Annotated in this window: 15 protein-coding genes; 9 read left to right on the top strand and 6 right to left on the bottom strand. The window is 70.2% G+C overall.

What is annotated here, in order from left to right; all coding sequences use genetic code 11:
- Positions 1-6 precede the first annotated feature (6 nt).
- The 3 genes from glpK to MWU75_RS03800 form a co-directional block, all read right to left on the bottom strand.
- Positions 7-1,542: a glycerol kinase GlpK gene (glpK, locus tag MWU75_RS03810; RefSeq protein ID WP_247088288.1), complete on the bottom strand. Its 1,536-nt coding sequence runs from the start codon at positions 1,540-1,542 to the stop codon at positions 7-9.
- A gap of 107 nt (positions 1,543-1,649) precedes the next feature.
- A complete protein-coding gene (locus tag MWU75_RS03805) occupies positions 1,650-2,384 on the bottom strand; it encodes an MIP/aquaporin family protein (RefSeq protein WP_247088286.1) in 735 nt (244 codons plus the stop codon).
- Between the two features lie 87 nt (positions 2,385-2,471).
- The gene (locus MWU75_RS03800; RefSeq protein WP_247088285.1) at positions 2,472-4,229 is read right to left on the bottom strand and encodes a glycerol-3-phosphate dehydrogenase/oxidase; all 1,758 of its coding nucleotides are present in this window, start codon (positions 4,227-4,229) and stop codon (positions 2,472-2,474) included.
- Positions 4,230-4,342: 113 nt separating this feature from the next.
- Between MWU75_RS03800 and MWU75_RS03795 the strand changes: the two genes are divergently transcribed.
- The 6 genes from MWU75_RS03795 to MWU75_RS03770 all read left to right on the top strand — a co-directional run bounded on the left by MWU75_RS03795 (position 4,343) and on the right by MWU75_RS03770 (position 11,217).
- Positions 4,343-5,185 carry a GNAT family N-acetyltransferase gene (locus tag MWU75_RS03795; protein ID WP_247088283.1) on the top strand — a complete coding sequence of 281 codons (843 nt, stop codon included), beginning with the start codon at positions 4,343-4,345 and terminating at the stop codon, positions 5,183-5,185.
- A gap of 264 nt (positions 5,186-5,449) precedes the next feature.
- The gene (locus MWU75_RS03790) at positions 5,450-6,661 is read left to right on the top strand and encodes an alpha-hydroxy acid oxidase (protein WP_247088281.1); all 1,212 of its coding nucleotides are present in this window, start codon (positions 5,450-5,452) and stop codon (positions 6,659-6,661) included.
- A gap of 29 nt (positions 6,662-6,690) precedes the next feature.
- Complete coding sequence (locus tag MWU75_RS03785; RefSeq protein ID WP_247088280.1) at positions 6,691-7,863, top strand: ABC transporter substrate-binding protein; 1,173 nt, start codon at positions 6,691-6,693, stop codon at positions 7,861-7,863.
- A 58-nt stretch (positions 7,864-7,921) separates the two neighbouring features.
- Positions 7,922-8,797 carry a branched-chain amino acid ABC transporter permease gene (locus MWU75_RS03780; protein WP_247088278.1) on the top strand — a complete coding sequence of 292 codons (876 nt, stop codon included), beginning with the start codon at positions 7,922-7,924 and terminating at the stop codon, positions 8,795-8,797.
- Positions 8,798-10,486, top strand: a complete 1,689-nt coding sequence (locus MWU75_RS20190) for a branched-chain amino acid ABC transporter ATP-binding protein/permease (RefSeq protein WP_247088276.1) — start codon at positions 8,798-8,800, stop codon at positions 10,484-10,486.
- Positions 10,483-11,217: an ABC transporter ATP-binding protein gene (locus MWU75_RS03770; RefSeq protein WP_247088274.1), complete on the top strand. Its 735-nt coding sequence runs from the start codon at positions 10,483-10,485 to the stop codon at positions 11,215-11,217. The genes MWU75_RS20190 and MWU75_RS03770 overlap by 4 nt, the downstream gene beginning before the upstream one ends.
- A gap of 27 nt (positions 11,218-11,244) precedes the next feature.
- Here MWU75_RS03770 and MWU75_RS03765 read toward each other — a convergent pair whose 3' ends face one another.
- Positions 11,245-12,123: an alpha/beta hydrolase-fold protein gene (locus MWU75_RS03765; RefSeq protein ID WP_247088272.1), complete on the bottom strand. Its 879-nt coding sequence runs from the start codon at positions 12,121-12,123 to the stop codon at positions 11,245-11,247.
- Positions 12,124-12,296: 173 nt separating this feature from the next.
- On the opposite strand from MWU75_RS03765, the gene MWU75_RS03760 reads away from it, so the two are divergent.
- The 3 genes from MWU75_RS03760 to MWU75_RS03750 are packed head-to-tail and all read left to right on the top strand — an operon-like array spanning position 12,297 to position 15,620.
- Positions 12,297-14,075 carry a proline--tRNA ligase gene (locus tag MWU75_RS03760; protein ID WP_247088270.1) on the top strand — a complete coding sequence of 593 codons (1,779 nt, stop codon included), beginning with the start codon at positions 12,297-12,299 and terminating at the stop codon, positions 14,073-14,075.
- A 41-nt stretch (positions 14,076-14,116) separates the two neighbouring features.
- Complete coding sequence (locus tag MWU75_RS03755) at positions 14,117-14,842, top strand: HAD family hydrolase (RefSeq protein WP_247088268.1); 726 nt, start codon at positions 14,117-14,119, stop codon at positions 14,840-14,842.
- Entirely contained in the window at positions 14,835-15,620 is a 786-nt protein-coding gene (locus MWU75_RS03750; protein ID WP_247088267.1) for a TSUP family transporter, read from the top strand. The genes MWU75_RS03755 and MWU75_RS03750 overlap by 8 nt, the downstream gene beginning before the upstream one ends.
- A gap of 40 nt (positions 15,621-15,660) precedes the next feature.
- Here MWU75_RS03750 and MWU75_RS03745 read toward each other — a convergent pair whose 3' ends face one another.
- Both MWU75_RS03745 and MWU75_RS03740 read right to left on the bottom strand, forming a co-directional pair.
- On the bottom strand, positions 15,661-16,953 hold the full coding sequence (locus MWU75_RS03745) for a CapA family protein (protein ID WP_247088266.1): 1,293 nt from the start codon (positions 16,951-16,953) through the stop codon (positions 15,661-15,663).
- Positions 16,954-17,046: 93 nt separating this feature from the next.
- Entirely contained in the window at positions 17,047-19,089 is a 2,043-nt protein-coding gene (locus MWU75_RS03740) for a thioredoxin domain-containing protein (RefSeq protein WP_247088265.1), read from the bottom strand.
- Between the last annotated feature and the right edge of the window lie 37 nt (positions 19,090-19,126).

Genomic DNA, 19,126 nt, shown 5'->3' with positions numbered 1-19,126 from the left:
AATGGGTTAGCCCTGCGCCTCCTCGACGGCATCCTCGGCAGCCTCCGCGTCCTCGTCGACCCAGTCGAAGGTCTTGGTGACGGCCTTCTTCCACTGGCGGTAGAGGCGATCGCGCTCCGCGTCAGCCATCTTCGGGCTCCAGCGGGCACCCTCGGCCCAGTTGTCGATGACGTCCTGCTCGCCGGACCAGAAGCCGACCGCGATGCCGGCGGCGTAGGCGGCACCGAGCGCGGTGGTCTCCGCAACCTTCGGGCGCACGACGTCGACGCCGAGGATGTCGGCCTGGAACTGCATGAGGGTCTCGTTGGCGATCATGCCGCCGTCCACACGGAGCTCGGACAGGTCCACACCGGAGTCGGCGTTCATGGCGTCCAGCACCTCGCGGGTCTGGAAGGCCGTGGCCTCCAAGGACGCCCGCGCGATGTGGTTCTTGTTGACATAGCGGGTCAGACCCACGATGGCGCCGCGGGCGTCGTCCTTCCAGTACGGGGCGAACAGGCCGGAGAAGGCCGGCACGATGTAGCAGCCACCGTTGTCGTCGACCTTCTTGGCCAGCGTCTCGACCTCCGGGGCGTCCTTGATCAGCCCCAGGTTGTCGCGCAGCCACTGCACCAGGGAGCCGGTGACGGCGATCGAGCCCTCCAGGGCGTAGACCGCGTCCTGCTCGCCGATCTTGTAACAGACGGTGGTCAGCAGGCCGTTCTCCGAGGGGACGATCTCGGTGCCGGTGTTGAGCAGCATGAAGTTGCCCGTGCCGTAGGTGTTCTTGGACATGCCCTTCTCAAAGCAGGCCTGCCCGAAGGTCGCGGCCTGCTGGTCGCCGAGGATGCCGGCGATCGGCACCCCGAGCTTGGTGCTCTCGCCGTAGACCTCCGAGGAGGACCGGATCTCCGGCAGCATGGACATCGGGATGCCCATGTCAGCGGCGATGCCCTCGTCCCAGGCGAGGGTCTTCAGGTCCATCAGCATGGTGCGCGAGGCGTTGGTGACGTCGGTGACGTGCACCCCGCCCTCGGGGCCACCGGTGAGGTTCCACAGGGTCCAGGTGTCGGTGTTGCCGAAGATCAGGTCACCGGCCTCGGCCTTCTCGCGGGCACCCTGGACGTTGTCCAGGATCCACTTGATCTTGGGGCCGGAGAAGTAGGTCGCCAGCGGCAGGCCGCAGATCGACTTGTACTTGTCCGCGCCCTCCTCGCCGCCGAGCTCGGCGACGATCTTGTCGGTGCGGGTGTCCTGCCACACGATCGCGTTGTAGACCGGCTCGCCCGTGTTCTTGTCCCACACCACCGCCGTCTCGCGCTGGTTGGTGATGCCGATGGCGGCCAGGTCGCTGTTGGCCAGGTTCGACTTGCCCATCGCCTGACCGATCACCTCGCGGGTGTTGTCCCAGATCTCCGTGGGGTTGTGCTCGACCCACCCCGCCTTCGGGAAGATCTGCTCGTGCTCCTTCTGACCCACCGAGTGGATCTCACCGGACTTGGTGAACACGATCGCCCGGGTGCTCGTCGTGCCCTGGTCGATCGCGAGTACGTAGTCAGCCATTGCTGAACTCCTTCACTTCGTTGTGGACGGGATGGGTTGTGAGGTGGCGGGGCAGTATGCCGGGTGCGCGCCGTGGGTGGCGGGCACCCGGCATACTGCGGGAGGGGTCAGGCGTAGAGGCCCATGTAGACCAGGCCGGCGATCACGCCTCCGATGATCGGGCCGACGACCGGGATCCAGGAGTAACCCCAGTCGCTGCCGCCCTTGCCCCTGATGGGCAGGACGGCGTGCGCGATGCGGGGGCCGAGGTCACGGGCCGGGTTGATGGCATACCCGGTGGGGCCACCGAGGCTGTTACCGATACCAACCACCAGGAGGGCCACTGCCAACGGGCCCAGGCCTGACGGGGTGGCGCCGAACATGAGGATGACGAAGACCAGCACGAAGGTGCCGACGATCTCGGTCAGGGTGTTCCACATCGGGTTGCGGATCTCGGCCCCGGTCGAGAAGACCGCCAGCTTGGTGGCCGGCTCGGCGTCCTGGTCGAAGTGCTGCTTGTAGGCGACCCACATGATGACCGCACCGAGGAAGGCACCGATCATCTCGGCCGCCAGGTATCCGACCGTGTTGGCGAAGTTCACCGGGATGGCGGCGTTGGCGCCGTCGTAGAACTCCGCACCACTGGCCATGATGCCGAAGGTGACGGCGGGGTTGAGGTGGGCGCCGGTCTTGTAGGCGGCGTAGACACCGGCGAAGACCGCCAGGCCCCAGCCGAAGTTGATGAGCAGCCAGCCGCCGTTGTTGCCCTTGGTCTTGGGCAGCACGACGTTGGCGACCACACCGCAACCAAGCAGGGTGAGCAGGCCGGTGCCCATGATCTCGTACAGGAAGATGTCACCCATTCGGGGCTCTCCATTCTGTGTGTAGGAACTATGCGTGCAAAGAGTGCCAGACCTCGGTCACGTCGCGGTGCAGGCACACTGGTCGATTCAGTTCTCGGCCGTCCCCAACGGGATCATCGGGGTGATGTCGGGCGCGCGGTCCCGGGCAGCCTCGGCCGACTCGTCGTCCGGGGCCAGCGCCGCCGCCTCCTCGGCCGCGGCCTGGGCGCGGTAGGAGGCCAGCTCCCGCTCGCGTCGCTGGTCGTCCCAGCCGAGCACCCCACCAGCCACCTCGGCGATCTCCTCGGCAGCTGCCAGGCCACGGTCGGCGACCTCGTAGTTGAGCCGGGTGCGGAGGTACATGATGTCCTCCAGGTGCAGCGCCCCCTCGTGGCTGGCGGCATAGGCGATCTCGGCGCGCAGGTAGGCCGGCGCACCCTCCAGCGGACGACCGAGCGACTCGTCCTCGCGGATCATCTCGACCAGCTCGGTCAGCAAGGAGCCGTAGCGGTGCAGCAGGTGGTCGACCATCTGCTCGGTCCACCCGAACTCCTGCCGCCAGTGCGCCGCCTGCCGGCGCACCGCCTGCTCGCCGACCGCACCGACCAGAGGTATCTCGTGGGTGATGCTCGGGGTCTCGACGGCCTGGCCGCCGAGGGCGAAGTCCACTGCGTCCTTGGCCATCACCCGGTATGTCGTGAGCTTGCCTCCGGCGACGATCGTCAGGCCCGGCACGGGGCTGGCCACGGTGTGCTCCCGGCTGACCTTCGCCGAGTCGGTGCCCTCCTTGGTGCCCGGCTGCAGCAGGGGGCGCAGTCCGGCGTAGGCCCCGATCACGTCCTCCCGGGTGAGCTTGGTGGTGAGCACCTCGTTGGCGTGGTCCAGCACGTAGTCGATGTCCTGGCTGGTGGGGACCGGGTGCTGGGGGTCCAGCTGCCACGGCGTGTCGGTCGTGCCGAGGATCCAGTAGCGCGACCAGGGGATGAAGAACAGCACGGACTTCTCGGTCTGCAGGAACAGGCCGGAGGTGCCCTTGATCCGCTCCCGGGGGATGGTCAGGTGGATGCCCTTGGACGCCAGCACCCGCAGACCCCCGCTGGTGTCGGCGAGCATTTCGGTGTCCTCGGTCCACACCCCGGTGGCGTTGATGACGTGCGTGGCCCGGGCGGTGATCTCGGTGCCGGTCTCCAGGTCGCGCAGCACGGCCCCGTTCACCCGTCCCCGGTCGTCCTTGGTGAGCTTGACGACCTGCGTGCGACTGGCCGCGTGGGCACCGTAGGTCGTGGCGGTGCGGATCAGGGTGGCCACCAGGCGGGCATCGTCCACCGTGGCGTCCCAGTACTTGACCGCGCCGATCGCGGTCTCGTGCTTGAGGTCCGGGAACTGCTGGTGCAGACCCTTGCGCGTGGTGTGCTGGTGGATCGGCAGGGCCCGGCGCCCCGGCATCAGGTTGGCCAGCACGTCATACAGGGTGACCCCGGCGCCGTAGTAGGCACGCTGCCAGACCCGGTGCTCCAGCGGGATCAGGAAGGACATCGGTTTGACCAGGTGCGGGGCGATCTTGCTCAGCAGCAGGCCCCGTTCGGTCAGGGCCTCGTGGACCAGTTTGAAGTCCAGCATCTGCAGGTAGCGCAGCCCGCCGTGGACCAGCTTGGTCGACCGGGAGGAGGTCCCCGAGGCCCAGTCCTGGGCCTCCACGACCACGGTGGACAACCCGCGGGTGGCGGCATCCAGGGCCGTGCCTGCCCCCGTCACGCCACCGCCGATCACCAGGACGTCGATCTCGGCGCCGCCGTCGCGGCCACTGTCGGCGAGCGCGTCCAGCGCGGCCTGCCTGGTCTGCGGGGTCAACGGGCGTGGCTGCACGGGGTCTCCTGACGTAGCGGTGACGGTCGTGCTCTGATCTTCGCGCCCCCAGACGGAGCTCCGCAACCGGGCAGCCACGACGGTGCCGCACGAGGAGTCGGTAGGCTGGGTGGATGCTGCGCATGCCGGCACCGGTTCGGGGGCTGGGGCTCTCCGACGCGCCCCGGGCCCTGGAGATCTGCGGACGCGACCCGGTCTCCAACGTCTTCGTCGCGGCGCGGATCCTCGAGGGCGGCATGGCTGGCGGCCGCAACTCGGTCCTGGGGTTCGAGCGCGGGGGTCGGGCCGGCCTGTGCTGGACCTCGGCCAACGTCGTGCCGGTCGAGGTGGACGACGACATGGTGGAGCCGCTCGCCGCCAAGGTGGTCAAGCGACGTGCCTGGGCCTCCTCCCTGTTCGGGCCCGTCGACCAGGTGCTCCCGCTCTGGGACCTGCTGGCCTCGCCGTGGGGGCCGGCTCGGGAGGTCCGCCGCAACCAGCCGGTGATGACGACCCGCACCCCGCCCAGCCAGCTAGGGATCCCCTGTGACCCCACCGTCCGGCCGGCCACCGTCGAGGAGCTCGACCTGGTCGTCCCCGCGGCGGCGGCGATGTTCACCGAGGAGATCGGCTACCCGCCGTACCGCGGATCGGATCGTGCCTACCGGTTGTCCGTCGGGTCTCTCGTCCGTTCCGGGCGCTCACTGGTGCGGATCGAGGGCGGGGAGGTCATCTTCAAGGCCGATGTGGGCAGCGTTGCCCTCGACGTCGCGCAGATCCAGGGGGTGTGGGTCAGCCCGCGGTGGCGCGGACGGGGGTTGGCGGTGCCCGCGATGGCCGCGGTCGTCGAGCATGTCCTGGCACACATCGCGCCCACGGCCACGCTCTACGTCAACGACTTCAACGCCCCGGCCCTCGCCACCTACCGTCACGTGGGCTTCGTGCAGACGGGGACCTTCGCGACCGTCCTGCTCTGAGCGCCTCGGTCGCCCTCGACGCCGTCGTCGGTGCCCGGGTGCCGAACTGCCGCTTGGCGGTGTGGGTGAGGCTGTGAGGCGCCGCAGGGCCGGTGCGTGTCACGATCTGGCCACAGTCCGCCAGGTCGCTTCGGATCGCCCGACGTCGAGGGCTAAGATCCCAAAGACTTATTCAGAGGCCTGCATGGATATGCAGCCACACAGGAAGCGCAGGGCCGCCCCACGATGGCACGGGTTCACCGTCGACTCCCCAGGGTCGAGGAGTTGCGTCCGCTCGTCAAGGTCGAGCGACCCACGCTGCATCGCACCCGCCGCGCGGTGGAACGGGCCACCACGATCGAGGACCTGCGTCAGATCGGTCGACGTCGGACCCCGCGCTCGGCCTTCGACTACGTCGACGGAGCTGCCGAGAGCGAGCTGAGCCTGACCCGGGCACGCGCGGCCTTCGGCCGGGTCGAGTTCCGGCCCCGGGTGCTGCGCGACGTCTCGCGTGTGGAGAGTGCGGTCCGGATCCTCGACGTGACCAGCCCGATCCCGCTGGTCCTGGCCCCCACCGGCTTCACCCGGATGATGCAGCACGAGGGGGAGCGTGCGGTGGGTCGGGCCGCCGCGCGCGCAGGGGTGCCCTACACCCTGTCCACGATGGGCACGGTCTCGGTCGAGGACCTCGCGGCCGAGGTGCCGGACCTGCAGCGCTGGTTCCAGCTCTATCTCTGGCAGGACCGGGACGCCTCGCTGGAGCTCATGGCCCGGGCTCAGGCGGCCGGCTTCGGCACGCTCGTGCTGACGGTGGACACCGCCATCGCGGGGCAGCGGCTCCGCGACGTCCGCAACGGAATGACCATCCCACCGCAGCTGACGCCCAGGACGCTGGCCGACATGGCACTGCACCCACGCTGGTGGGCGAACCTGCTGACCACCGAGCCGCTGGAGTTCGCCTCGCTGCGTGAGTCCGGCGGCACCGTCGAGCAGCTGGTCAACCGGATGTTCGACCCGACCCTCAACACCAACGACCTGGTGTGGCTGCGGGAGAACTGGTCCGGGGCCATCGTGCTCAAGGGCATCCAGAACGTCGAGGACGCCCGGGAGTTCATCGACCTGGGAGCCGACGGGCTGGTGGTCTCCAACCACGGTGGCCGTCAGCTGGACCGCTCGGTCACGCCCCTGGAGGTCCTGCCGGAGGTCGTCAGGGCGGCAGCGGGCCGGGTCCCGGTGCTCCTGGACACCGGCGTCATGCACGGCGGCGACATCGTGGCCGCCGTCGCCAACGGTGCCGATGCCGTGATGGTCGGCCGCGCCTACCTCTACGGCCTGATGGCCGGGGGAGAGGCAGGCGTCACCCGGGCGCTCGACATACTCATCTCCCAGGTCCACCGAACCATGCGGCTGCTCGGCGTCACCTCACTCGACCAACTCACCCCCGGCCACGCCGTGCTGCACCCGGCCGGCGCCGCCACGTCCCCGCACCACCCCTAGTCCCTGACGTTCAACCTGGAGGAAGTTCTATGCGCACCAACCTGTTCAAGCTCACCGCGGCGGCCGGCGTGCTGGCCCTCGCGCTCACCGCGTGCGGATCCGACGACGGCGGCGGCGAGACCGACGGCGCCCTGGCCGGCGAGGGCACCGGCGACGACTGCGTCATCGACGGCGAGGTGGCCGTCGGTGCCGCGCTGTCCCTCACCGGCGCCGCGGCGTCCTACGGGGAGTCGCAGAAGAACGGTCTGGAGCTCGCGGCCGAGGACCTGAACGAGAAGGAGGGCGTCACCTACACCCTGACCATCGAGGACGACCAGACCGACCCCCGTCAGGCGATCAGCGTGTTCGAGGGCTTCGTCGACGACGGCACCAGCATCATCATCGGCCCCACGCTGTCCAACACCGCGTTCCAGGCCCAGCCCATCGCCCAGGAGGGGAGCGTGCCGGTGCTGGCGATCTCCAACACCGCCGCCGGCATCACCGAGCAGGGTGACTACATCTTCCGCAACAGCCTGACCGAGGCACAGGTCATCCCGCAGACCGTGGCCAAGGCCATCGAGACCTACGACCTGCAGAGTGTCATCGTCATGTACTCCAACGACGACGCCTTCACCGAGTCGGGCTATGAGGTCATGGCCTCCTCGCTCGAGGAGTCCGACGTGACCGTCGCGGACACGCTGACCTTCTCCAAGTCCGACACGGACTTCCGGGCGCTGCTGACCGAGGCCAAGAACGCCAACCCGGACGCCATCTTCGTCTCCGGTCTCATCGAGGCGGCCATCCCGCTGGTCACCCAGGCCCGCGAGCTCGGCATCGAGGTGCCGATCATCGGCGGCAACGGCTTCAACAACCCGCAGCTGATGGCCGACGCGGGCGAGGCCGCCGAGGGCGTCGTGGTCGGTGCCGCCTGGAACTCCGCCTCCGACAACGCCGAGAACACCGCGTTCCTGGCGGACTACGAGGAGAAGTTCGGCAGCCAGCCCGACCAGTTCGCCGCACAGGCCTACGCCGCCCTGCACATCATCGACGCGGCGGTGCGCAGCGGCTGCTCCGCGGAGCGCGACGCGATCAAGGAGGGCCTGGGTGGCATCTCCGACATGCCGACCGTGCTGGGCTCGATCAGCATCAACGCGGACCGGGACGCCGAGCACGACGCGGTCGTCCAGGTCGTCGAGGGCGGCAGCTTCACCGTCCTGCCCTGAGGCGTTGCCGCTGACGACTGATCGCGCTCCCACGCCCTGACCCCTGACGGAGGCGGACATGCAACAACTGCTCAACGGACTGTTCACCGGGTCCATCTACGCACTCTTCGCGATCGGCTTCACGCTGGTCTTCGGAGTGCTGGACCGGCTGAACCTGGCCCACCCGGCGGTCTTCGCCGTGTCCGCCTTCGTCGGGATCGAGCTCGTGGAGGTCGCCGGTCTGTCGATCTGGCTCACCCTGCCGATCGTGTTCGTGGTCGGCAGTCTCCTCGGTGTGATCATCGAACGCGTCGCGTTCCGACCACTGAAGGACAGACCCGACGCCCACTTCGCGGGGTTGATCTCATCGATAGCGCTGGCCGGGATGTTCATCGCGCTGCTGCAGTGGCGCTACGGGCCGAACACCCGGCGCTTCCCGGTGGACTCCTTCCCGAGCACGACGTTCACGGTGTTCGGCGCCCATGTGACGCTCCTGCAGGTCGCCATCCTGGTGATCTCAGTGCTGCTCATGGTCGGGCTCAGCCTGCTCGTCGCACGGTCCAGGCTCGGACGCGGGATGCGTGCCATCGCCGAGAACCCGACGGCGGCGCGGGTGCTCGGCATCAACGTCGACCGGGTGACCATGACGACCTTCGCGATCTCCTCCGCCCTGGGTGCGGTCGCCGGAGCGTTGTTCGCGATGAACGTCAACAGCGCCCAGCTCGGGATGGGCACGGCGATCGAGCTCAAGGGCCTGGCGGTCATCATCGTGGGGGGCATGGGCTCGCTGCCCGGTGCCCTCGTGGGTGGCCTCCTGCTCGGGCTCGCCGAGGTCTTCGCGGTGCAGTATGTCGGGTCGAGCTGGCGCGACATGGTCGCCTTCGGCTTGTTGTTCCTGATCCTGCTGGTGCGTCCGCAGGGTCTGTTCGGTGCTCGCAAGGTGCGTGAGGTCTGAGTGTTCACCGAGTCGACCTTCGTCTTCATCGCGCTGACCGCGATCTTCGCCTACTCCTTCTACGCCGTCCTCGTCGCGGGCCAGCTGAGTCTGGGCCAGGCCGGCTTCGCCTCCCTGGCGGCCTTCACCGCGGCCAGCCTGGCGCCCGACCCGGGCGATGTCGGTGACCTCCCCGCCCTGCTGATCGCCATCGTCATCGGCATGGCGGTGGGCGCCGCCGCCGCGCTCATCCTGGGGCTGCCGACGATGCGGCTGCGTGGCGTCTTCCTGGCGATCGCCACGCTGGCCTTCGCCGAGGCGGTCCGCATCCTGATCATCAACATGGAGTGGACCGGTGGTGCCCAGGGCATGTCGGTGCCCAAGATCCTGGAGCCGTGGATGGCCTGGGTCGTCTTGGCGCTGGTCGCCTACTGGTTCTGGCGGCAGGGCCCCACGCGCTACGGCCGCGCGCTCGAGGCCATCCGCGAGGACGAGCTGGCCGCCCGGGCGATGGGCATCGACGTGGGCAACCACCGCCTCTCCGCCTTCATCGCGGCCGGCGCCATCGCCGGTCTCTACGGCGTGCTGTGGGCCTTCTACGTCCGGCTGATCGCCCCGGAGGACTTCGGCTTCGCGCAGGCGATCGACGGACTGGTCACCGCCGTGGTCGGCGGCTCCACCGCCTTCGTCGGCCCGCTGCTGGGCAGTGTCTTCCTGACGATGGTGCCCGAGGTGCAGCGCGCGATCGGGATCGAGGCCGGCTGGATCCGGCCGTTCCTGGCCAGCCTGCTGCTGCTCCTGGTGATCCTGTTCCTGCCCGGTGGCCTGGCCAGTCTCCTGCCTCGCCGTGCGGCCCGGCTGGTCACCGGCAGCGCCGACGAGCGGGCCGAGGTCGAGAGCAGACTCTCCCAGCGGGTCCATCCCACCGACGGACAGACCGTGGTCAAGCTGCAGGGCCTGGGCAAGGACTACGGCGGCGTCCACGCCAACCGGGACATCGACCTGCATATCACCGGCGGCGAGATCATCGGTCTCATCGGACCGAACGGGGCGGGCAAGACCACCCTGGTCAACATGATCAGCGGCATGACGAAGCCCACCTCCGGCACCGCCGAGGTGCTGGGTCTTGACCCCGGCGGGGTCGCGGTGCACAAGGTCGCCGCTGCGGGCGTGAGCCGCACCTTCCAGCACTCCAAGCTCTTTGCCCGGCTCTCGGCGCTGGAGAACGTCATGGTCGGCGGGCACCTGGTGAGCAAGCCGACCTTCCTGCGCCGGATGCTGTGGCTGCCGTCAGCACGGCGCGACGAGCGGCGGCTGGCGGTCCACGCCGCTCACTGCCTCAACCGGGTCGGCCTCGCGGACAAGGAGGGCGTGAAGGCATCCGCGCTGTCCTACGGCGATCAGCGCCGCCTGGAGATCGCCCGGGCCCTGGCCTCGGACCCCTCACTGCTGATCCTGGACGAGCCGGCGGCGGGCATGAACCACGTCGAGGCCGACGCCCTCTCCGACCTCATCGGGTCGCTGGCGCAGGACGGTCTGACCATCCTGCTGATCGAGCACAACGTCGGCATGGTCATGAAGACCTGCAGCCGCATCGTGGTGCTCAACTTCGGTGAGGTCATCGCCACCGGCACGCCCGAGGAGATCGCCAACAACCCCGCTGTGGTCGAGGCCTATCTCGGCAGCTCCGAGTCGGAGGACGCATCATGACCGAGACCCACGCGACAACCGCTCCTGCGGCGGAGCCGATCCTGCGGGTCGAGGACCTGGTCGTCACCTACGGTCGGGTCGAGGCGGTGCGCGGTGTGTCCTTCGAGGTGCTCCAGGGCTCGCTGGTCACCCTGGTCGGGGCCAACGGCGCGGGCAAGTCCTCCATCATCAACGCCATCTCCGGCATCGTGCGGCCCAGGTCCGGCACGATCACCTTCGAGGGTCGCGACATCACCAGGACCCCGGCGCACAGCCTGGTCGGTGAGGGCCTGGTGCAGGTCCCGGAGGGGCGTCAGGTCCTGGGCACACTGACCATCCACGAGAACCTCCAGCTGGGCGGCTGGCACACCAACGACTCGGCGGCCATCACGGAGGTCTACGAGCGGTTCCCGGTGCTCGCCGAGCGACGTGACCTGCCGGCGGGGGCGCTGTCCGGCGGTGAGCAGCAGATGCTGGCCATCGGTCGCGCCCTCGTGGCGCGTCCGCGGCTGATCCTGCTGGACGAGCCGTCCATGGGGCTGGCGCCCAAGATCGTCGACGAGGTCTTCGGCGTCATCGAGGAGATCCGCGCGTCGGGCACCACGGTCGTCCTGATCGAGCAGAACGCGCGCCGCGCCCTACGGGCCGCAGACCACGGATACGTGCTGGCCAGCGGCGAGATCGCCCACGAGGGTCCCGCCGCCGACCTGCTCGCCGACGAGCGCGTGGTGCAGGCCTACCTGGGCGTCTGATCCCTGCCGGACCTGCGCGGACCGGACCTATCCCGCCCCCGGCGGGCGCACGGCATACTCCTGCAGGAGCCACCGCAGGGCGCCCGGCAGTCGTGCGGCCCAGGCGGTCTCGAAGTGGTAGGCCGCCGAGTCGTAGGTGTAGCGCACCGGGACGTCGGCGGCCTGCAGCGCCGCCACGACACGTTCTGTGTCGTGGCGGTAGGCGAGCTGCCGCGTCGGGTCGTCCGGGGTCTCCCGCCCGCCGACGTCCAGATAGAACCTGGTGGGCGGGTGCGGCGCGGCGATCGCCTGCTCGACCTCGAGCAGGTGCTGCTCGCCAGGCACCCAGAATGCGGTCGAGAAGGCACCGATCCCGCCGAAGACGTCGGGGCGGCGGACCCAGGCGTGCATGCTGACGACGCCGCCCATCGAGGAGCCAGCGGTCAACGTGTGCTCGCGCTCCGGGCGGGTGCGCACGGTGGCGTCGACCCACGGTTTGAGGTGGTCGGTGAGGAAGGTGACGTAGGAGTCAGCGTCCGCCGCACCGAGATCGGGCTGTGCGGCGAGGACCTCCTGACCGAGGTAGGGCGTGTACTCCTCGATGCGGCGGTCCGGCGAGCACGGCACCCCCACGGCGATGGCGTCGACACCCTGGGAGTGCAGCCAGGTGAACGCCTCGTCCGCCCGCCAGGTCGCTCCCGCGAAGGAGGTGCGGGCATCGAAGAGGTTGCCACCGTCGTGCAGGTAGACGACCGGGTAGCGCTCCCTGCCACGCCGGTAACCGGGCGGGAGCCACACGTAGATGTCGCTGCGGCGGTCGAGCCCGGGCAGGCGCACGTTGCGCCAGTAGCGCAGGTCGCCGACGACGTGGCGGCGCCGGGGATAGCGGCGCAGCCGTCCGGGCCGGGAAGGTCGAGTCACGGTCACGCTCGGAGGCTACCCGCCGCCGCGCGCTGGGCTCGGTCAGCCTGCGGGACGCAGGATCCGGCGGCCCCTGTCGGTCTGGGGGCGCAGGACCACGCGCCCGGTGGAGATATCCTCGGTCGGTGACCCCGACCGCCCGAGCCGGCGGTCGGCCTCCCCGAGATGAAGGAGCCCACGTGGCACTGCGGATGTCGACCCTGTTCCTGCGGACCCTGCGCGAGGACCCGGCGGACGCTGAGCTGCCGGGCCACAAGCTGCTGGTCCGCGCGGGCTACATCCGTCGTGCGGCCCCGGGGATCTACTCCTGGCTGCCGCTGGGGCTGCGCGTGCTGCGCAAGGTCGAGGCGGTCATCCGCGAGGAGATGGACGCCATGGGCGCCCAGGAGCTGAGCTTCCCCGCGCTGCTGCCCAAGGAGCCCTACCAGGCCACCAACCGGTGGGAGGAGTACGGTCCCAACATCTTCCGGCTGCAGGACCGCAAGGGCAACGACATGCTGCTCGGGCCGACCCACGAGGAGATGTTCACCCTCACGGTCAAGGACCTGTTCTCCTCCTACAAGGATCTGCCGGTCAGCCTCTACCAGATCCAGACCAAGTACCGCGACGAGGCGCGTCCGCGCGCGGGGCTGCTGCGCGGCCGCGAGTTCATCATGAAGGACTCCTACTCCTTCGACGTGCACGACGAGGGGCTGGAGGCGGCCTACCAGCGGCACCGCGAGGCCTATGTCAGGATCTTCGACCGGCTCGGCTTCGACTACGTCATCGTCTACGCCGACTCCGGCGCGATGGGTGGGTCGGCCAGCGAGGAGTTCCTCGCGGTCAGCCCGCACGGCGAGGACACGTTCGTGCGCAGCACGACGGGGGAGTATGCCGCGAACGTCGAGGCGGTGCAGGTGCCCACCCCGGCCCCCGTGGACGCGTCCGGGGTGCCCGCGGCCCGGGTCCACGACACCCCGGACACGCCCACCATCGAGACGCTGGTCGCCTCGGCCAACGCCAACCACCCGCGCGAGGACGGCCGGGAGTGGACCGCCGCCGACACCCTCAAGAACGTGCTGGTCATGCTCACCCACCCCGACGGCACCCGCGAGCCGCTGGCCGTCGGTGTGCCCGGAGACCGCGAGGTCGACGCCAAGCGGCTCGAGGCGCAGGTCTCGCCCGCCGAGCCCGGCCCGTTCGAGGACAAGGACTTCGCCGCGTTCCCGGCGCTGGCCAAGGGCTACATCGGCCCCGGCGTCCTGGGCACGGACAAGCCCTCCGGCATTCGCTACCTGCTCGACGCCTCCATCGGGGAGGGCACGGCCTGGGTGACCGGTGCCGACGAGCACGGCAAGCACGTGTTCAACCTGGTGCACGGGCGCGACTTCACCGCCGACGGCGTGATCCACGCGGCCGACATCCGCGAGGGCGACCCCAGCCCGGACGGCAACGGCACGCTGACCCTGGCCCGCGGCATCGAGATGGGGCACATCTTCCAGCTGGGACGCCTGTATGCCGAGGCGCTGGGTCTGCAGGTCCTCGACGAGTCCGGCAAGCTCGCCACGGTGACGATGGGCTCCTACGGCATCGGCGTCAGCCGCGCCGTGGCGGCGGTGGCCGAGGGCACGCTGGATGAGATCGGCCTGTGCTGGCCCCGCGAGCTCAGCCCGGCCGACGTCCACCTGGTCGCCACCGGCAAGGACCAGGCGGTGTTCGACCACGCCGAGGGTCTGGTCGCCGAGCTCGAGGCCCAGGGCCTGACCGTGCTCTACGACGACCGGGTCAAGGTGTCCCCGGGCGTGAAGTTCAAGGACGCCGAGCTGATCGGCGTGCCGACGATCGTGGTGGTCGGCAAGGGCCTGGAGCAGGGCACCGTCGAGGTCAAGGACCGGCGCACCGGCGAGCGTCGCGACGTCGCCGTCGCCGACGCGGCCCGCGAGATCGTCGCCGAGGTGCGTCCGGGCGCCGCGGGCTGATGGAGCCGTGCTGATGGAGCAGTGCTGATGGAGCCGTGCTGATGCCCGTCCGTGCGGTCATCTTCGACTGGGGCGGGACCCTGACGCCCTGGCACCAGTTCGACTACGCCGCCCAGTGGCTCGCCTTCGCGGCCGAGGTGACCGCCTCGGAGCAGGAGGCGGCCGAGTTGTCCGAGCGCATCCTGGACGCTGAGGAGCGGGCCTGGCAGCGGGCCCGCGCCGACCACCTCAGCGCCCGCGTCGAGGACCTGCTCGAGGAACTGGGCTACGGGGCCGGGCACCCGGCATACTCCCGGGCGCGCAGCGCCTATGACCGGTTCTGGGAGCCGCACACGCTCACCGACCCGCACGTGCGACCGTTGTGGGAGTCGCTGCGCCAGCAGGGGATCCGGGTCGGTGTGCTCTCCAACACGATCTGGTCGAGGGAGCACCACCGGGCGATCTTCGACCGCGACGGGGTGCTCCCGCTGATCGACGGCGACGTCTACAGCAGCGAGATCCCGTGGACCAAGCCGCACCCCGAGGCGTTCCGGGCCGCGGCGGTGGCCGTCGACACCGACCCGGCCGACTGCGTCTACGTCGGGGACCGGCTCTTCGAGGACGTGCACGGGCCCCAGCAGGTCGGGATGCGGGCCGTGCTGGTGCCGCACAGCGACATCCCGCTCGCGCAACGGGTCGAGGTCGACGCACAGCCGGACGCGGTCGCGCACTCCCTGGCCGAGGTCGCCGGGATCGTCCACGGGTGGAACCGGCACGGCGGTGGATGACCCCAGCGTCTGGGTCCTGGTGCTCATGGCCCTCGCCGGACTCACCGCCGGCTGGATCGACGCGGTGGTCGGGGGCGGCGGTCTGATCCAGCTGCCGGCGCTGCTGCTCGGCTTCCCTGGCGCCAGCCCCGTGCAGATCCTGGCCACCAACAAGCTCGGCTCCATCTGTGGCACCACGACCAGCTCGTTGACCTACCTGCGCCGGGTGCGCCCCGACCTGTCCACCGCCCTGCCGCTGGCTGGCTTCGCGTTCCTGGGATCCCTCGGCGGGGCGTTCATCGGCAGCCGGATCCCCAAGGAGGCGTTCAACCCGATCATCCTGGTGGTGCTGGTCGCCGTCGGTGCCTACACCCTGGCCAAGCCGAGCATGGGGCAGTTGTCCCAGCTGCGCTTCTCCGGCCGCACCCACCACGTGGTCGCCGCCCTCATCGGTCTGGGCATCGGGACGTATGACGGGGCGCTGGGCCCGGGGACCGGCTCCTTCTTCGTCTTCGCGATGGTCGGTCTGCTCGGCTACGGCTTCCTGCAGGCCAGCGCCAAGGCCAAGATCGCCAACTGGGCCACCAACCTGGCGGCGCTGTGCGTCTTCATCCCGATGGGCGCCGTGATGTGGAAGGTCGGGCTGCTGATGGGGGTGTGCAACATGCTGGGCGGTTACCTCGGCGCGCGCACGGCAGTGGCGCGGGGGAGTGGCTTCGTCCGGACCGTGTTCGTCATCCTGTTGGTGGTCTTCATCGTGAAGATCGGTTACGACACCTGGGCACAGTTCGCCGGCTGATCCACGCGCTGAGGGAGGGCTGAGCCAGCACCCTCGGCCGTCAGCTCATCGGCTCGGCGTCGCAGGCGTTCTCCCCGAGCCGGTCCATGGTCTCGACGACCCGGTCATAGGTCTCGGCGTTCTGTTCGGGCGTCGCCAGGCGGATCACGTGGTTGTCGATCTGCACCCGGGTGGGCTGGAACTCCATCTGCGAGGTCACCGTGCCGTCCGGGTCCTTCACGAGGTGGAAGCGGGCGATCATGCCCTCCTGGGTCTCCTTGCGCAGTCCGCCCCGGGTGGTGTCCGGTGACTGGTTGGACAGGAAGTTGCCGAGCCCGTAGATGACGTACTTGTCGTTGATCTTCTCGCAGGGCTGGATGACGTGGACGTGTGTGCCGAGGATCAGGTCGACCGCGTCGGACTCCAGCAGCTCGGCGGCGAGCTCGCGCTGCTGGTCGGTGGGGTCGGTCCAGTACTCGTTGCCCCAGTGCATGCTCACCACCACGAAGTCGGCGCCCTCGGCCCTGGCCGCCTCGGCGTCGGCGATGATGCCCTCGGCGCCGATCACCGGCCACAGGTAGTCACCTAGCCACGGGGCCTCCGGCGGTATGTCCGTGGTCGGCTGGCCGGAGTTGTAGATCGTGTAGGTGTAGCCGAGCTGCGCGACCGTGACGTCGTCGACCTCGTAGGTCGCGTAGTGCCCCGCCTCGCCCTCCTCGGCGACCGGCCCGGCATACTGCAGCCCGGCGTCCTCGATCACCTGCCGGGTCTCGGCCAGGCCGTCGAGGCCCTGGTCCCAGGTGTGGTTGGAGGCGAAGTCGCACCCGTCGAAGCCCGCGTCCACGACGGCGTCGACGATCTCGTGGGGGCTGTTGAAGATGAGCACCCGCGGCACCGTCAGGTTGGTGTTGTCCGCCGACACCGGGGTCTCCATGTGGCAGATGGTGAGATCGTTGTCGCTGAGCAGCTCGGTGACGTCGCTGAACATCGGCGTGAAGTCGTAGCCCTCACCGCCCGCGTTGGCCTCGGCGTTGCGGATCACCGGCGCGTGCAGGAGGAGGTCGCCGGCCGCGCCGATGGTGATCTCCTTGGGCCCCTCCGGCTCGGTCGTGGTTTCGCTGGCAGCATCCGTGCCGCCGCCCGCTGAGTTGAACCCGTCCTGCACCGGGTTGCCGCCGGTGCTGGTCCCGGCGGCGGCGTCGTCCTGGCCAGCGTCGGGGGTCGCCTTCGCGGTGGTGGCCGGTGGCGGGGTCAGCCCCGGCTCGTCGCCGCCGCACGCGGTGAGTAGCAGGAGCGGGACGACCGCGGAGGCCGCCACGGCACGGGTAAGCGGGGTGCGGGCACGGGAACGCATGGGTTCACTGTATGGCGAGTGGTCGCGTCTACCGTGCCAGCGCGGCCGGTCTGGGCGCACCGGCCCGGCCGCGACCGGCGGCTCGGTCCAGGCTCAGGGGCGCAGCGCCTCGCGCAGGGCCGCCGCGGTCGTCACGGGAAGGTCGCAGACCGTGCCTCGACAGACGTAGGCGGCGGCGAGGCCGTCCACGTCCGGCCGGTCCTCCAGCAGCGGCACCTGACCGGCGCGACCGGCGACGACGAGGGAGCCCGCGGGGGCTGCCTCGCGGGCGACCGCCTGCAGCTCCTCCTGGCCCGTGCCGTCGCTGATCGCGACCTGGAGCGGACCGGCCGTCGCGGCCTCGGCCGCAGCGAGCGCCCACCCGGCGAAGCGCGGGTCCCGGGCGGCGATGGTGCCCATCGGAGCCAGTGCCTGGCGTCCGAGCTCCAGATGCCGGCCCGAGCCGGCCGCGGCGCCGTAGGACAGGAGCGCACTCGCGATGGCCGACTGGCCGCACGGCTCGGCGTTGTCCCCGCGGGCCCGCGGTCGCAGCACCAGCCGCTCGGCGTTGGAGGCCGTGTCGTGGATGACGAGGGCCTCACCCGGTGCCGGGGTCGCGTCGTCGCCGAACCGGGCGACCGCGTCGTCGAGCAGGGTGCCGGCGACGTGCAGCCACTGGGGGTCCGCGGTGACGGCGTGCAGCACGACGAGCCCCTCGATGAGGTCGCCGTGGTCCTCGGCGACCGCCTCGGCGGAGCCGACCCGTCCGGCCCGCGAGCTGCGCCTCAGCCGCCCGTCGACGAGGTGGGTACCGACGACGAGGGTCGCGGCGTGCGTCGCCGCCCGGACCCAGTCCGGCTCCTCCAGCAGCCAGCCCGCCTCGGCCAGGGCCGCGATCGCCAGCCCGTTCCACGCCGTGACCACCTTGTCGTCCAGGTCCGGTTGCGGTCGCGCGGCCCGTGCCGCCCGCAGGTGGCTGCGGGCACCGGCCCACCACTGCGGATCGTCCGGGTCGCTCAGCAGCTGCAGGGTGGACGTGCCGTGCTCGAAGGTGCCCCCGGGCGTCACCGCGAGCAGGTCGGCCGCCCGTGCGCCGTCATCCGGGCCCAGCACCTCGACCAGTTGCTCGGGCGTCCAGACATAGGTCGCGCCCTCGACGCCGTCGGTGTCGGCGTCGAGGGAGGAGGCGAAGCCGCCCTCGGTCGTCCGCAGGTCCGTCAGCAGGAACTGCGCGGTCTCGCGCACGACGCGCTCGGCGAGGGCGCGCAGAGCCGTGGCCTCGCCGGTGTCCCCGTCGTGGCCGGCGGACGCGCGCTGGCCCGCCGCCTGCCATACGTGGGCATAGACCCGCAGGAGCTGGGCGTTGTCGTAGAGCATCTTCTCGAAGTGGGGGACCACCCAGGCGCGATCCACGGCATACCGTGCGAACCCGCCCCCGAGCTGGTCGTAGAGGCCGCCTCTGGCCATGGCCACCGCGGTCTCCTTCAACATGCGCCAGGCGGACGTGCTGCCCGTGCGTGCGTGGTGTCGCAGCAGGAACTCCAGGACCATGCTCGGTGGGAACTTCGGCGCCGTGCCGAAACCGCCGTGCTCCTGGTCGAAGGACCGGGTCAGGGAGGCGACGGCGTCACCGAGTAGGTCGGTGTCGAGCGGGAGCGACCCTCCGGGCGCGGACTGGGCCCGGGTCAGCGCATCCACGACCGCCGCGCCGCTCGCCCGCACCTCGGCCTCCCGATCGCCCCAGGCGGTGCTGATGGCCTGCAGCAGCTGGAGCAGCTGTGGCCGCGGGAGGTAGGTCCCGCACCAGAACGGGTCTCCCTCGGGCGTCAGCAGGCAGGTCATCGGCCACCCGCCCTGACCCGTCATCGCCACCGTGGCGTCCATGTAGACGGCGTCGACGTCGGGCCGCTCCTCACGGTCCACCTTCACCGGGACGAATCCCGCGTTGAGCACGTCGGCCACACCCCGGTCCTCGAACGACTCGTGCGCCATGACGTGGCACCAGTGGCAGGCCGCATAGCCGACCGACAGGAACACCGGCCGGTTCGTCGCGCGTGCCTCCGCGAACGCCTCGTCGCCCCACTCCCACCAGTCGACCGGGTTCTCCGCGTGTTGGAGCAGGTACGGGCTTGTCGCATTGGTGAGACCGTTGGCCATTTCTCTGACTCCTCACAAGCACGTGCGTCGTTGGGAC

It is taken from the genome of Ornithinimicrobium sp. F0845 (assembly GCF_023015765.1).
GTDB lineage: Bacteria > Actinomycetota > Actinomycetes > Actinomycetales > Dermatophilaceae > Ornithinicoccus.
The sequence above is the reverse complement of the archived record's forward strand: the minus strand, read 5'-3'. Positions and strand labels throughout refer to the sequence as shown.

Bases quoted from the DNA above. Each gene is read 5' to 3' on its own strand.
- MWU75_RS03780 (WP_247088278.1), top strand. From the start codon at position 7,922: ATGCAACAACTGCTCAACGGACTGTTCACCGGGTCCATCTACGCACTC.
- glpK (WP_247088288.1), bottom strand. From the start codon at position 1,542: ATGGCTGACTACGTACTCGCGATCGACCAGGGCACGACGAGCACCCGG.
- MWU75_RS03740 (WP_247088265.1), bottom strand. From the start codon at position 19,089: ATGGCCAACGGTCTCACCAATGCGACAAGCCCGTACCTGCTCCAACAC.
- MWU75_RS03770 (WP_247088274.1), top strand. From the start codon at position 10,483: ATGACCGAGACCCACGCGACAACCGCTCCTGCGGCGGAGCCGATCCTG.
- MWU75_RS03755 (WP_247088268.1), top strand. From the start codon at position 14,117: ATGCCCGTCCGTGCGGTCATCTTCGACTGGGGCGGGACCCTGACGCCC.
- MWU75_RS03805 (WP_247088286.1), bottom strand. From the start codon at position 2,384: ATGGGTGACATCTTCCTGTACGAGATCATGGGCACCGGCCTGCTCACC.
- MWU75_RS03795 (WP_247088283.1), top strand. From the start codon at position 4,343: ATGCTGCGCATGCCGGCACCGGTTCGGGGGCTGGGGCTCTCCGACGCG.
- MWU75_RS03785 (WP_247088280.1), top strand. From the start codon at position 6,691: ATGCGCACCAACCTGTTCAAGCTCACCGCGGCGGCCGGCGTGCTGGCC.
- MWU75_RS03745 (WP_247088266.1), bottom strand. From the start codon at position 16,953: ATGCGTTCCCGTGCCCGCACCCCGCTTACCCGTGCCGTGGCGGCCTCC.